This window comes from Paraburkholderia caribensis (assembly GCF_002902945.1).
In the GTDB taxonomy this organism is placed as follows: domain Bacteria; phylum Pseudomonadota; class Gammaproteobacteria; order Burkholderiales; family Burkholderiaceae; genus Paraburkholderia; species Paraburkholderia caribensis.
In genome coordinates, this window is record NZ_CP026101.1 from 3,658,563 (window position 1) to 3,672,210 (window position 13,648).

Consider the following 13,648-nt stretch of genomic DNA (forward strand, 5'->3'; position numbering starts at 1 on the left):
CGCATGCCCGCATTCCGTTTCGAAGCGATCGATGCCGCCGGCAAGGCGCAAAAAGGCGTGCTCGATGCCGACAGCGCGCGCGGCGCGCGCACGCAATTGCGCACGCAAGGTCTCACGCCGCTGGTCGTCGAACCGGCGGCGACGCGCACGCGCGGCGAGCGCACCCAGCGGCTGTCGTTGGGGCGCAAGCTGTCGCAGCGCGAGCAGGCGATTCTCACGCGACAACTCGCAAGTCTGCTGATCGCCGGTCTGCCGCTCGACGAAGCACTCTCGGTACTCACCGAACAATCGGAGCGCGATTACATCCGCGAACTGATGGCCGCGATCCGTGCGGAAGTGCTGGGCGGCCATTCGCTGGCGAACGCGCTGTCGCAGCATCCGAAAGATTTTCCCGAGATCTACCGCGCGCTCGTCGCAGCGGGCGAACATACGGGCAAGCTCGGACTCGTGCTGTCGCGGCTCGCCGATTACATCGAGCAGCGCAACGCGCTCAAGCAGAAGATCGTGCTCGCGTTCACGTATCCGACCATCGTGACGATCATTGCATTCGGCATCGTCACGTTCCTGCTGAGCTATGTCGTGCCGCAGGTCGTCAATGTGTTCGCCAGCACGAAGCAGCAGTTGCCGATCCTCACCGTGATGATGATGGCGCTCTCCAGCTTCGTGCGGAACTGGTGGTGGGCAATGCTGATCGCGCTGGTGATCGTCGTGTATGTGGTGCGCGCCATACTCGCGCAGCCGGGCCCGCGTCTCGCGTTCGATCGCTGGACGCTGACGGCGCCCCTCTTCGGCAAGCTCGTGCGCGGCTACAACACGGTGCGCTTCGCGAGCACGCTCGGCATTCTGACGGCGGCGGGCGTGCCGATTCTGCGCGCGTTGCAGGCCGCGAGCGAAACCCTCAGCAACAAGGCGATGCGCAACAACATCGACGATGCCATCGTGCGTGTGCGCGAAGGCACGTCGCTGTCGCGCGCGCTCGGCAACACGAAGACGTTTCCGCCCGTGCTCGTGCACCTGATCCGTTCCGGCGAAGCGACAGGCGACGTGACGACGATGCTCGACCGTGCGGCCGAAGGCGAAGCGCGCGAACTCGAACGGCGCACGATGTTCCTGACAAGCCTGCTGGAACCGCTGCTGATTCTCGCGATGGGCGGCGTGGTGCTGGTGATCGTGCTGGCCGTGATGCTGCCGATCATCGAGTTGAACAACCTGGTGCAGTGACGGCGCGTCAGCGTCTGAAAGACTTGCAAGCCGGACCGATGCTTTCAGTTTGCGCCGGCCCGGCGGAGAAGGAAATCAGCGCACGTAGATGGTCGGGCCGGGCGGGTTCGCGGGAAGGAACACTTCGGAGCGGGAGCCGTTGCGGTCGATGATGATCGAGCGGGCGCGCACTTCGCCGAGTTTGACGCCTTGCATGATGGTGCTGCCCAGCGATACGGCGTGCGGCGGTTCGCCGCCCGTGCTGATGATCGCGGCAGCGCCGTGGCTCAACGCGAGGATGCCGAACAGATGAATGTCCTGATTGGCGGTGCGCGTGAGCTGGCCGCCGAACAGGGCCGCAGCCTGATCCGTCGAGACGGGCGCGCGCACGGCGGCGGCGGGCACGGGCGCGCCGGAATGCGACGTGAGTGTGACGACCCAGTAAGTGAGTGTCGCGCAGAACACGGCGAAGACGGCGAGCGAAATCAGGCGGATCTGGAGAGCGTTCATGCGTGTGATTGTACGGACTATTGTGAATTTTGCGGCATACGGATCGGCAGATCGGAAGCCTACAACTGCGTGACATTAAAATGATCGACCGGACGTGCAGAGTGCTGAATTCTCAACGCATTGCGTGACGTCTGATCGATCGACCCTTCATTCAAACGAGGTAGCAAGCTATGCAAATGTGGACCAGTCGCCGCAACGAGATCGCGGCCATGCGCGCGGGCCAGCGCGCCCGCCTTCAACGCGGGTTCACGCTGATCGAAATCATGGTCGTGATCGCGATCCTGGGCATTCTGGCCGCGCTGATCGTGCCGAAGATCATGAGCCGTCCGGACGAAGCCCGCCGCGTCGCGGCCAAGCAGGACATCGGCACGATCATGCAGTCGCTCAAGCTCTATCGTCTCGACAACGGCCGTTATCCGACGCAGGAGCAAGGCCTGCGTGCGCTGATCGAAAAGCCGTCGACGGACCCGGTGCCGAACAACTGGAAGGACGGCGGCTATCTCGAGCGTCTGCCCAATGACCCGTGGGGCAATTCCTATCAGTATCTGAACCCGGGTGTGCACGGCGAGATCGACGTGTTCAGCTACGGCGCGGACGGCAAGGCGGGCGGCGAAGGCAACGATGCCGACGTCGGCTCGTGGCAATAAGCGCTTCACGCTGATTGAATCGACATCGATCGTCACCATGCGATTGCACGACTGCATGCCGCGCGCCGTTCGTGAAGCCGCCCGCGTCGACAACGCGCGCGGCTGCATGAAGCAGGATGCACTGCGCACGGCCGCACGCCAACGCCAGCGCGGTTTCACGCTGCTCGAAATGCTGGTGGTGCTGGTGATCGCCGGCCTGCTGGTGTCGCTTGCATCGCTGTCGCTGACGCGCAATCCGCGCACGGATCTGAACGAGGAAGCGCAGCGTCTCGCGCTGCTGTTCGAATCGGCGGGTGACGAAGCGCAAGTGCGCGCGCGCCCTGTTTCGTGGCTGCCGCTGGACGGCGGCTTTCGTTTCGATATCCACACCAGCGACGGCTGGCGTCCGCTGCGCGACGATCTGCTCGGGCCGCGCCGCTGGGAAGGCGGCGTGACGGGCGTGACGATCGAGTATCCCGGTTCCGACACACATTCGGACCGCATCGTGTTCGGCACGGAGAGCATCGATACGCCCGTGCAGGTGACGCTCTTTTCCGCCGCGGGGCGCGTGACGATCATCGGCACGGGCAACGGCCGGTACGAGGTGCGCTGATGCAGTGTGCGCTTCGTGTTCGCCGCGCGCGCGGCACGCTGGATAACCCAAATCGCAAGCGGGCGGGAGGCTTCACGATGATCGAAGTGCTGGTCGCGCTGGCGATCATCGCGGTCGCGCTGGCCGCTTCGCTGCGCGCGGTCGGCAGTCTCGCGACGGGCGAGGCCGATCTGCATCGGCGGCTGCTGGCGGGCTGGAGCGCGGATAACGCGCTCGCCCAGCTCCATCTGGCGCACGCGTGGCCGGAAGTCGGCTCGCAGAGCTTCGACTGCTCGCAGGGCAACCTGCAACTGATTTGCACGGAAAACGTGAGCGCGACGCCGAACCCTGTGTTTCGACGCGTCGAGGTTTCAGTGACGTCGCCCGGCCGGCCGGGCAACCTCGCGCAGATGGTAACGGTAATCGCGAATGAAACGAATCGCTCGCTCTGAGCACGACGTCTCGCGCGTTCGGCGTTCGCCGCTGCTGAGAAAGACAGCGGGCGGTTTCACGCTAATCGAACTGCTCGTTGCCATTGCGATTCTGGCCGTGATCGCGGTGCTGTCGTGGCGCGGACTGGACCAGATCATCCGTGGACGCCAGACAATCACGAACGCGATGGAAGACGAGCGCGTATTCGCGCAGTTTTTCGATCAGATGCGCATCGACGTGCGCAACGCCGCATCCGACGACGAAGCGGGCGAACCGGCCGTCGCGGTGAACGGCAATGCGCTGCAGATCGTGCGCTACATGCGCGCGCCGGGCGCGGCGCCACGGCTGGTTGTCGTGCGGTATCGGATCACCGAGGGACGGATTCTGCGCTATGCGTCGCCGCCGCTGGCGAACATCGGCGAGGTGCGCCGCGCGCTGGGCGGTTCGGAGAACGAGAACTGGAACGTCGTGCCGTTGATCGGCGGTATTGGTGCGATTACGGCGCGGCTGTATGTGCCGAAAGTCGGCTGGACGACGCAGATGAAAGACGTGCAGTCGGCGATCACCGAGAACGACAATAATCTGAAGGTGCCTCAGCTCGGCAATGCGCCGTTGCCGAGGTCGGTGACGGGGCTCGAAGTGAGCATCGGCGCGAGTTCGCTCGCGCGGCCCGTTACGCGGGTCTTTCTCGTTGGGGAGTGAGTCTTGATCACGCGCTTTCGCCCTGCCCGTTCGAAACCTGCCGCTCAACGCGGCGCAGCCATCATCAGCGCGCTGCTGGTCGTCGCGCTGTCCGCGATTCTCGTCTCCGGCATGCTGTGGCGGGAGCAGGTGCAGATCCGGCGCATCGAGAATCAACGGCTGCTGGCGCAGGCGCAGTGGGTGTCGCGCGGCGCGCTCGACTGGACGCGGCTCATTCTTCGTTCCGAAGGCGATACGTCGGCGGGCATCACGTATCTTGGCGGCGTCTGGGGCGTGCCGATCGCGCGCACGCGCCTGTCCGATTTCCTCGGGCAGATCGGCGAGGTGCGCGCGCAGGAAGGCGGCGCCACGTATATCTCCGGTTCCATCGAGGATGCGCAGGCCAAATTCAATCTGCGCAACCTCGTCTCAACGGCGGTGCCTGGCGCGCTGACGCTGAACGTTCAGCAGATCCAGTCGTTCCAGCGTTTGTTGCAGCTTCTTGGCATCAACGGGCAACTGGCGAAGAACACCGCGCTGCAATTGCGCGCGGGACTGCGGCAATCGGCGACGCGCTTCCAGACGGCGGCCAATCCCGCCACCGTCGATCCAACGCAGCCGCAAGGCGGCGCGACTGGCGGCGGCAATTACACCGATCAGCCCGGTCTCGAAGACGCCGACGAGAACGCGCCCGTCGCACCGCTTCAGATGACGGGCGTCGATTCGCTGCTCGACGTGCCCGGCTTCACGCCAGAGATGATCGCGCGGCTGCGCCCGTTCGTGACCGTGTTGCCCACCACGACGCCCGTCAACATGAACACCGCGCCCGCCGAGGTCGTTGCGGCCGTCGTGCCGGGCATGAATCTGTCGAATGCGCAGGCGTTCGTCGCACGGCGGGAGACGGTGTTCTTCCACAACGTCGGCGATGTGCAGCTCGCGTTGCGCGGCGCGGGCGTCCAGCAGCTGGTGTTCGATCCGAATCAGCTCGACGTGAACACCAGCTACTTCCTGATCCACGGACGCGTCGAGCATGAGCGCGCCGAAGTCGATCGCACCACCCTCGTCTATCGCGACGCGCTGACGCATACCACGCGTATCGTATGGGGACGAGATCAACTATGAACAACGCAATTTCCCGAGAGAGTGGCCTTTGAGCACGCTGATCGTTCTTCTGCCGCCGCGTGATCCGGCGGTGCCGTCGCAGGAATGGCAACTGCCGGAGTTGCCGTTTCTGCTGCTCGACAAATCGGGGCGCGTCCAGCGCGCCGGCCGCTCGGCGCCCGGCCTGCTGCCGCGTGCGAGCGCGACCGTGCTGATGCTCGCCGCGCGCGACTGTCTGATGCTGGCCACGGCCGTACCGCCGCTGAAAGGCCCGCGCTTGCGTCAGGCGCTGCCGAACGTCGTCGAAGATCAACTGATCCAGGACCCGCAGACCACGCACATCGCGCTCGATCCGCAGCCGCTCGACGGCAACCGCCATGTGCTCGCGATCGTCGATCGCGGCTGGTTCCGCTATATCGTCGAGACGTTTGCGGCGGCGGGTCATCGCAATGTGAAGGTGGTGCCCGTCACCCGTTGTCTGCCGCAGCCCGTCGCCGCGATGGCGGCCGACGTGCCTGTGGAGGAAGCCGTTGCCGCTGGCGCCGATGCCCCACCGCCGCGCGCCGAGCCCGTCGTTGCAGGCCTCACGCCCGTCGTTGCGGCCGTGCTGGGGCATGTCGTGCCGTCGACGGCCGCCGTGCTCGGCGAAGGCGCCGTCGACGCCGCACCGCCGCGCGTCGAGCTTGCGCTCGCGCGCGGTCCGCTCGGTGAAGGGCTGGCCGTGCCGGAATCGGCGGTTGGCGCGACGGTGGCGGCGCTCGCGGGCGATGCGCCCGTCACGCTTTACACGCTCGTCGATTTGCCGGGCAGCGAGCCGCGCCTGGCGTCGGTGGCGCAGACCGGGCGCCCTTCTATCGCTGGTTCGCTGCCCGTCTCGTTCGAAACGCTCGCGCGTAACGCGATCCAGTGCCGCTTCGATCTCGCGCAGTTCGAGTTTGCCGTGCAGCCGTGGCGCCTCGATCGCGCGTCGCTGCGCCGCCTGCGCTTGCCGTTGTGGCTGCTGGTGGGCACGGTGCTCGTCGCAATCATCGGCGCGAATGTGCAGTGGCTGATGTTGTCGCGTCAGCGCGATGCGATCAGCGCGCAGATGACCGAGCTGCTGCTCAACACCTTTCCGAAGACCACGGTCGTGCTCGACGCGCCCGATCAGATGGCGCGTCAGTTGCAGCAATTGCGCGTCGCGGCGGGCGAGCTGTCGCCGGACGATTTCCTTTCTCTCGCGGACGGGCTGGCGCGCTCGCTGGGGCCGATTCCCGTCAACGGTCTTGCTGCGCTCGACTATCACGACCGTCGTGTCGATGTGACGTTCAAACCCGAGATCAAGGTCGATCCCGATTTCCAGCAGCGCCTGACGCGCAATGGCCTGACGGGCGCGATCGACAGCAACACCGGCAAGTGGACGATCAGGAACGGACAATGAAAGCAGAACTGTTGAACACGTGGGCCGGCTTCTGGGATGCCCGCACGCCGCGCGAGAAAGCGCTTTTGACGTGGGGCGGCGCGGTGCTGGCTGTCGTCATCGTCTGGTCGGTGTTGTGGGCGCCCGCGCAGGAAGGACGCGCGCGGCTGCGCGAATCGATCCCGGGCCTGCAGCGCCAGCTTTCGCAAATGACCGCGCAGGCGAACGAGGCGCGCGCGCTGTCGGCGGCGGCACAGGGCGTGGCGCCGACGGGCGGCGCGCTGAAGGACGCGCTGACGGCGTCGCTGAACGACCACGGGCTCGCGCCGACGCAGGTGCAGGTGCTCGGCAACGCGGTGCAGATCCAGTTGAAGAACGCATCGTTTCCCGCTTGGACCGAATGGCTCGACGATGCGCGCAAGCAGTTCAAGGTGCAGGTGTCCGAGGCGCACGTCACGGGGTTGAAGCAGGACGGCCAGGTCGATCTGACGGCATCGCTGCAACCGGCAACGATCAAATGACGGCGCAGCCACGGGATCACGCATGAGTTTCTGGATGCGGCGACTACGCGCCGCGCTGCCCTGGATCGCCGTCGCGCTGATCGCGAACGTCGTGGTGTTGCTGGTGATGGCGCCCGCAGCCTGGGTCACGCCGCAGTTCTCGAAGGCCACGCAAGGGCATGTCAATCTCGTCGAGCCATCGGGTTCGCTGTGGCATGGCTCGGCTTCGCTGATGCTCGCCGCCGGGCCCGGCGCGGAAAGCGCGACGCTGTTGCCGGGGCGCATCGAATGGCGCACGTCGTTCTGGCCGTTGTTCACGGGCCGTGTGCGGATGCAGATGTTGCAAAGCCAGGCGATGCCCGATCCCGTCACGGTCGATGCCACCCTGCGCAGCGCGACGCTGTCGGGCGGCAGCATCGCCGTGCCAGCGTCGTTGCTCGCGGGCCTGGGTGCGCCGTTCAACACGCTCGATCTGCAAGGCGACGTGCGGCTGACGTGGACCGACTGGCGCAGCTTCAATCGCCAGGCATTCGGTCAGTTGATCGTGACGCTGAACGACATGAGTTCGCGCGTGTCGCGCGTGAAGCCGCTCGGGTCGTATCGCGTGGTGTTTCAGGCCCAGGGCGGGTCCGGCACGCTCGATCTGTCGACGACGAAGGGGCCGCTGCTGCTGAACGGTCACGGCACGCTCAGCGAGTCCTCGACGTCATTCATGGGTACCGCGAGCACCACGCCCGACTCCGTCGACAATCTCGCCGGGCTGCTGAATCTGCTCGGGCGCCCCACTGGGCCTGGACAGGTCGCGCTGACCTTCGTCCACTGATCGTTTCGCAGCTTGCCGGTGGAAAACACAACGGCCGCCATGTTTGCACATGGCGGCCGTTTGCGTTGGTGCGTGTGCCTTTTGTTGCCTAGCCCGCTGAGGTGGAAATTTTCGCAACGGGCGCGGCAGGCGACGATGCGGGCGCAGGCGCTGCAACTTCACCCGTCTCGCGATTCATCTGCTCGGCTTCCCAGCCGCCGCCGAGCGCCTTGACGAGACCGACCGACGACACCATCCGCTGTCCCGCGATGCTCGCCAGCTTCTGCTCGGCGGTGAACGCGGTGGTCTGCGCCGTCAGCACGTTGAGATAGTCGACGGTGCCCGATTTGTACTGGTTCGTGACGATATCCAGCGCCTGCTGGGCCGACTGCACCGCCTGCTGCTGCACGGTGACTTCCTGCTCGAGAATGCGCAGCGACGCGAGGTTGTCTTCGACGTCCTGGAACGCCGTCAGCACTGTCTGCCGGTAGGTGGCGACGTCCTGGTCGTAGGCGGCGCGCGCGGCGTCCGTCTGCGCCTTGCGCAGGCCGGCGTCGAAGATGGTCTGGGCGAGCGAGGGCCCGAGCGTCCAGAAGCGCGACGGCATTTGCAGCAGCTGCGAGAACACTGAGCTTTCGAAGCCGCCGCTGGCCGACAGCGTCAGCGTCGGGAAGAAAGCCGAAATCGCGACGCCGATCTGCTCGTTCGCCGCCGCGGCCTTGCGTTCGGCCGACGCGATATCCGGGCGCCGTTCGAGCAGTGCCGACGGCAGTTGCGCAGGTGTGGCGGGCGGCACGGCATCGAGCGGCGCGGGGGGCAGCGAGAACGCGGACGCCGGTTCGCCGACCAGCACGGCGATCGCGTGCTCGTTTTGAGCGCGCGCGACGCCGTTGTCGATGGCGGCAGCTTGCGCCGATTGCAGCTGCGTTTGCGCCTGAATCACGTCCGAGCGGGCGGCGACGCCCTGCGCGTAGCGGTTCTGCGTGAGCGTGAGCGAACGCTGGTAGGCGGCGACGGTATCGTCGAGCAGCTTTTGCTGCGCGTCGAGCGAGCGGATGTTGAAGTAGGTTTGCGCGAGCGTTGCCTGCGCGGACAGGCGCGCGTTCGCCAGATCGGCGGCGGCCGCCTGCTGCCCCGCCTGCTGGCTTGCGACGGTGCGGCTCACCTTGCCCCAGAGATCCGGTTCCCACGTCGCGTCGAGCGACAGGCTGTAGCTGTTGCTGATCGTGCCCGAGCTGCTGAGCGACGACGTCGTGCCGCCGCCTCCGCCCGTCACCGAGCCGCTGAAGCTGCGGCTCGGCGTACGCGAGCGCGACGCGCTCGCCCCTGCGCTGATCACCGGGAAGTACGCCGCGCGCGCCTCGCCGACCAGCGCGCGCGCCTGCCGGTAGGCGGCGGCGAACTGCGCGACGGTCTGGTTCGACGCGTTGAGCTTGTCTTCGAGCGCGCTCAGCTGCGGATCGTTGTAGATGGTCCACCACGCGCCGCGATCCTGCTGGTCGGCGGGTTGCGCGACTTTCCAGCCGTCGGCGGCTTCCTTGTACGAGGCCGGAATGTCGACGGACGGCCGCTTGTAATCGGGACCGACCGCGCAGCCGGCAAGCGCGAAGGCCAGCGTGGCGCAAACGGCGATGTTCAGGACGCGTTGCCCCGCGACGTTCGCGACCGAGGCGCGTGCGCGCGAAGTTCGATCAAACTGCATGCAAGTGAATTCCTGTCGATGCGGAGAGCGCCATGTACCGGGGCGAATTGCGGAGCGGGTGCTCGCGCGATTGGCGGCGCGTACTCGCGATGGCTCGAATGGTAGCGCACGCATTGCCCGGCAATGAAATCGAAAGAGTAATGCCGCGCGCGCCCCGTGTGTGTTACCGACGGTGAGGCGACGGTTACGCGCTGTTACGGCGCTATTTGTGCGAGTGGATGTTGCGGGTCGGAAAAAGCAAAGGCCGCCTTGCGGCGGCCTTTATTCCGAAGCGACGCGCGACAGACGCCTAGAGGCGCGGATCGGCGGTGGTCTGCCGCGCCTGCTTGCCGGCGGCGGCGCGGCACGGCGGCGCATCGGGGCGCGCCTGACAAACCGTGGCTGCGGGAGCGATCGGCTGATGGTTGCCCGTCGAGCGGGACTTGAGCGGAGAAGCGAGCAATGCGGTCGGCCGCACGGCCTGCCCTTTGGCGCTTCGAGTGCGCCGGTGTTCGAACCACGCGAAGAGCAGCACCCCGATCGACCCGCCCGGAAGGACGAAGATCACCGCATACAGAGCCACTTTCCACCAACGGTTGGCTCCTTGAAATGTTTGCAGCGCAGAATCGGTCAGCGAGCGGCTCAAGCCGCCGAGGGTGTTTTTCAGGTACAGCATCGCGGGAATCCTCTGTGCGCCGGTAAAAGAAGGCGCACGCAAGTGCGGTCAGAACATGGTCTCCGATGACGCGGGTTGCGTAACTCGTTGCCTGTAATAATATTGACCATGCAATCAATTTTCAAGATACTGTGCATTGCAACAAGGTCTTTCGTTGTTTTTTGGCTCGGTGCTTGCGCGATCAATCCAGACGATTGACGTCACTGCCTGGGCAGATACAATCCGGAATATTCACGTTTGTCTCGCCAGCGGGCGGCTTCCAGAAGAGCATTCATGACCGACGGTCCTTACCAGCCGGAGTCGATTCATCTCGAATCGAGCCTTGGCTATTACCTGACCAAAGCGAGGAACGTGCTGGTCGAACGCACCGATCGCGCGGTCGCGCATCTCGGGCTGACGACTCAGCAGATCGGCGTGATCCTGCTGCTTTCATGCGGCCGCGCAACGACACCGTTCGAACTGTCGCGGGCCATGTCTTACGACAGCGGATCGATGACGCGGATGCTCGATCGCCTTGAAAAGAAGGGGCTGATCGCGCGCTCGCGTAGCGACAAGGACCGGCGCATCGTGAAGCTCGGCCTGACGCCGCAAGGTCAGCACGCGGCGTCGCAATTGCCGGAGATTGGCGCGGACGTGCTCAATGAACAGCTGCGGGGCTTTTCAGGCGCGGATCTCGCGACACTGATCGATCTGTTGAGCCGTTTCATTGCGAACGGCATCGATGGTGGAAACGGCGCTGTCGGATGTCAGATGGCCGACAAGTCTGCTGAAGAAGAAATCGGGCCGTCCGTTCCAACCGACGACGTTTAGGCAGCCGCGCTTCGGCGCGGTTTGTTTTACTGATTTACCTGTCTGGGCAGAGAGTGTCGGGACATGAATGCCAGCCATCGAGCAACGGGCTTTTTCATGTCGCGGCAAGTTTTCTCATGCAACAAGGAGAACACGCCAAATGAGCGCATTGCCAGCGGCTTCCACTTCTACCGGCTCAACGGATGACGGGCCGCCGCACGGCGGCGCGACCTCCACCCAGCCTGCCGCCCCTGCTCCGCTCACGGGCGGAAGGCTCGCACTGCTAACGGTCGGACTCGCGCTCGGGACGTTCATGGAAGTGCTCGATACGTCGATCGCGAATGTGGCTGTGCCGACCATCTCGGGCAGCCTCGGCGTGGCGACCAGCGAAGGCACGTGGGTGATCTCGTCGTATTCCGTGGCATCGGCGATTGCGGTGCCTTTGACGGGCTGGCTCGCGCGGCGGGTCGGCGAAGTCCGGCTGTTCACGCTGTCGGTGCTGTTATTTACGATCGCGTCCGCGGCTTGCGGTTTCGCGCACAACTTCGAGTCGCTGATCGCGTTCCGTCTGCTTCAGGGGCTCGTGTCCGGCCCGATGGTGCCGCTGTCGCAGACCATTCTGATGCGCTCCTACCCGCTCGAGAAACGCGGTCTCGCGCTCGGCCTATGGGCAATGACGGTGATCGTCGCGCCGATCTTCGGTCCCGTGATGGGCGGCTGGATCACCGACAACTATACCTGGCCGTGGATCTTCTACATCAATCTGCCGATCGGCCTGTTCTCGGCGGCGTGCGCGTACTTCCTGCTGCGCGGACGCGAAACGCAGACGACGAAACAGCGCATCGACGGCATCGGCCTCGGACTGCTGGTGATCGGCGTGTCGTGCCTGCAGATGATGCTCGACCTCGGCAAGGACCGCGACTGGTTCAGCTCGACCTTCATCGTCGCGCTGGCGATCATCGCCGTGACGTCGCTGGCGTTCATGATCGTGTGGGAGATGACGGAGAAAGAGCCCGTCGTCGACCTGTCGCTCTTCAAGGACCGCAACTTCGCACTGGGCGCGTTGATCATCTCGTTCGGCTTTATGGCGTTCTTCGGCTCCGTCGTGATTTTTCCGCTCTGGCTGCAGACGGTGATGGGCTACACGGCAGGCAAAGCGGGACTCGCGACCGCGCCCGTCGGTCTGCTCGCACTCGTGCTGTCGCCGATGATCGGGCGCAACATGCACCGGCTCAATTTGCGGATCGTCGCGAGCTTCGCGTTCGTCGTGTTCGCATTCGTGTCGTTGTGGAACTCGACTTTCACGCTCGATGCGCCGTTCAATCAGGTGATTCTGCCGCGTCTCGTACAGGGCATCGGCGTGGCCTGCTTCTTCGTGCCGATGACGACGATCACGCTGTCCAGCATTTCGGATGAACGGCTGGCTAGCGCATCGGGGTTATCGAACTTTCTGCGCACGCTGTCTGGCGCAATCGGCACGGCGATCAGCACGACGTATTGGGAAAACGACGCGATCTATCACCACGCCGTGTTGTCGGAATCGGTGAGCGCCTACTCGGCGAACACGACGTCCTATAGCGATCTACTGACGACGCTCGGCTTCAAAGGACAGGCGGTGACGGCGCAACTGAACGAGATCGTCACGCAACAGGGCTACATGATGGCGACCAACGATTTCTTCCGCATCTCGTGTGCGGGCTTCGTGGTGCTGGCGTGTCTGGTGTGGGTGACGAAGCCCAAAAAGGGCGCGGCGGCGTCAATGGGACATTGACGCCGCCGCGGGATGGGGAGCGCTGCGGCTCCCGATGCTACGAGGAGAGAGATTACTTGCCGTCGACCTGGATTTCGACGCGGCGGTTCTTCGCGCGGCCGATAGGCGTCGTGTTGGGCGCGACGGGCGATGCGCTGCCGTAGCCTTGCACGTCCCACTTCGAAGCACGCAGTCCGGCCGTTGCCAGATAGTTCTGCACCGAACGCGCGCGTGCTGCCGACAGACGGTTGTTCAGTTCGGCCGAACCCGTCGAATCGGTATAGCCGGCAATCGTCATACCCTCGATATCGACACCCTGGTTGGCCGCGACGAAATCATCGAGCTTCGCCGTTGCGACGGGCGTCAGCGTCGCGCTGCCGACGGCGAACGTCGCGTCGCCTTGCAGCGTGATCTTGCGCTGCGGAGCGCGCCGGACAGGGGCCGGTGCGGGCGCGACGACGGCAACCGGGACGGGCGCTACGACGGCGGGTGCCGGCTTGACGGGTTGCTCGACAACGGGCGTCGCGCATTGGAAGGTGATTTCGCGCGGGTCATTTTCGGACTTGAGATCCGACGTGATGTGATCGACCGACGAAATACGCACAGCCGGTTTGTCGCCGCAGATGCGTTTGACTTCGGCCATGCAGCTCTTCGAGCTCTCAAGCAAACCGAGACATTGGACACGATACGCTTGCGCACCGTTGGCCAAAGTGACGACGTCGGTGTTATGTGCGGGTCCGGAATAGGAAGTGCATCCAGCGATACCGGCGACGCAAGCGATCGCCGTCAAGATACGAAAGAACATGAGACTTCTCGCAGAGGAAATTAGAGTTACGAGACGATAGAGGCAGCGGATCGCCACTCCAATCGGAGAAGTCTTAATCAAAAAATGGCTTCGATTTGATTCGT

15 protein-coding genes are annotated in these 13,648 nt (G+C 64.8%); 11 read left to right on the plus strand and 4 right to left on the minus strand.

Features of this window, described 5'->3' with window-relative positions; translation table 11 throughout:
- Positions 1–3: 3 nt before the first annotated feature.
- On the plus strand, positions 4–1,221 hold the full coding sequence (gene gspF, locus C2L66_RS16295; RefSeq protein WP_054929344.1) for a type II secretion system inner membrane protein GspF: 1,218 nt from the start codon (positions 4–6) through the stop codon (positions 1,219–1,221).
- Positions 1,222–1,296: 75 nt separating this feature from the next.
- On the opposite strand, the gene C2L66_RS16300 is transcribed toward gspF, so the two are convergent.
- Positions 1,297–1,710, minus strand: coding sequence for a type II secretion system protein N (locus C2L66_RS16300; RefSeq protein WP_035987328.1), 414 nt, complete (start codon positions 1,708–1,710; stop codon positions 1,297–1,299).
- A gap of 170 nt (positions 1,711–1,880) precedes the next feature.
- On the opposite strand from C2L66_RS16300, the gene gspG reads away from it, so the two are divergent.
- From gspG to C2L66_RS16340, 8 genes are all read left to right on the plus strand, one after another.
- On the plus strand, positions 1,881–2,357 hold the full coding sequence (gene gspG / locus C2L66_RS16305; protein ID WP_054929345.1) for a type II secretion system major pseudopilin GspG: 477 nt from the start codon (positions 1,881–1,883) through the stop codon (positions 2,355–2,357).
- 106 nt (positions 2,358–2,463) lie between these two features.
- Positions 2,464–2,949 (plus strand): GspH/FimT family pseudopilin, encoded by a 486-nt coding sequence (locus tag C2L66_RS16310; RefSeq protein ID WP_082670361.1) that lies wholly within the window; start codon positions 2,464–2,466, stop codon positions 2,947–2,949.
- Positions 2,949–3,380, plus strand: coding sequence for a type II secretion system minor pseudopilin GspI (gene gspI / locus C2L66_RS16315; RefSeq protein WP_176052141.1), 432 nt, complete (start codon positions 2,949–2,951; stop codon positions 3,378–3,380). Before C2L66_RS16310 ends, gspI begins: the two co-directional genes overlap by 1 nt.
- Positions 3,358–4,062 carry a PulJ/GspJ family protein gene (locus tag C2L66_RS16320; RefSeq protein ID WP_060599477.1) on the plus strand — a complete coding sequence of 235 codons (705 nt, stop codon included), beginning with the start codon at positions 3,358–3,360 and terminating at the stop codon, positions 4,060–4,062. The genes gspI and C2L66_RS16320 overlap by 23 nt, the downstream gene beginning before the upstream one ends.
- Before the next feature lie 3 nt (positions 4,063–4,065).
- Positions 4,066–5,163 carry a type II secretion system minor pseudopilin GspK gene (gspK, locus tag C2L66_RS16325; protein ID WP_054929347.1) on the plus strand — a complete coding sequence of 366 codons (1,098 nt, stop codon included), beginning with the start codon at positions 4,066–4,068 and terminating at the stop codon, positions 5,161–5,163.
- A 28-nt stretch (positions 5,164–5,191) separates the two neighbouring features.
- Positions 5,192–6,562 carry a type II secretion system protein GspL gene (gene gspL / locus C2L66_RS16330; RefSeq protein ID WP_060599476.1) on the plus strand — a complete coding sequence of 457 codons (1,371 nt, stop codon included), beginning with the start codon at positions 5,192–5,194 and terminating at the stop codon, positions 6,560–6,562.
- Positions 6,559–7,062, plus strand: a complete 504-nt coding sequence (gene gspM / locus C2L66_RS16335) for a type II secretion system protein GspM (protein WP_035987703.1) — start codon at positions 6,559–6,561, stop codon at positions 7,060–7,062. The genes gspL and gspM overlap by 4 nt, the downstream gene beginning before the upstream one ends.
- Before the next feature lie 22 nt (positions 7,063–7,084).
- The gene (locus C2L66_RS16340; RefSeq protein WP_060599475.1) at positions 7,085–7,864 is read left to right on the plus strand and encodes a type II secretion system protein N; all 780 of its coding nucleotides are present in this window, start codon (positions 7,085–7,087) and stop codon (positions 7,862–7,864) included.
- 88 nt (positions 7,865–7,952) lie between these two features.
- Here C2L66_RS16340 and C2L66_RS16345 read toward each other — a convergent pair whose 3' ends face one another.
- Together C2L66_RS16345 and C2L66_RS16350 are read right to left on the minus strand one after the other, a co-directional pair.
- The gene (locus tag C2L66_RS16345) at positions 7,953–9,545 is read right to left on the minus strand and encodes an efflux transporter outer membrane subunit (RefSeq protein ID WP_054929360.1); all 1,593 of its coding nucleotides are present in this window, start codon (positions 9,543–9,545) and stop codon (positions 7,953–7,955) included.
- Between the two features lie 289 nt (positions 9,546–9,834).
- Positions 9,835–10,200, minus strand: coding sequence for a hypothetical protein (locus tag C2L66_RS16350; protein ID WP_054929361.1), 366 nt, complete (start codon positions 10,198–10,200; stop codon positions 9,835–9,837).
- A gap of 273 nt (positions 10,201–10,473) precedes the next feature.
- On the opposite strand from C2L66_RS16350, the gene C2L66_RS16355 reads away from it, so the two are divergent.
- Positions 10,474–11,010: a MarR family winged helix-turn-helix transcriptional regulator gene (locus C2L66_RS16355; protein ID WP_060599474.1), complete on the plus strand. Its 537-nt coding sequence runs from the start codon at positions 10,474–10,476 to the stop codon at positions 11,008–11,010.
- A 139-nt stretch (positions 11,011–11,149) separates the two neighbouring features.
- Positions 11,150–12,760, plus strand: coding sequence for a DHA2 family efflux MFS transporter permease subunit (locus tag C2L66_RS16360; RefSeq protein ID WP_060599473.1), 1,611 nt, complete (start codon positions 11,150–11,152; stop codon positions 12,758–12,760).
- Between the two features lie 52 nt (positions 12,761–12,812).
- Here the strand turns inward: C2L66_RS16360 and C2L66_RS16365 are convergent, their stop codons facing one another.
- The gene (locus C2L66_RS16365) at positions 12,813–13,382 is read right to left on the minus strand and encodes an OmpA family protein (RefSeq protein ID WP_224101631.1); all 570 of its coding nucleotides are present in this window, start codon (positions 13,380–13,382) and stop codon (positions 12,813–12,815) included.
- Between the last annotated feature and the right edge of the window lie 266 nt (positions 13,383–13,648).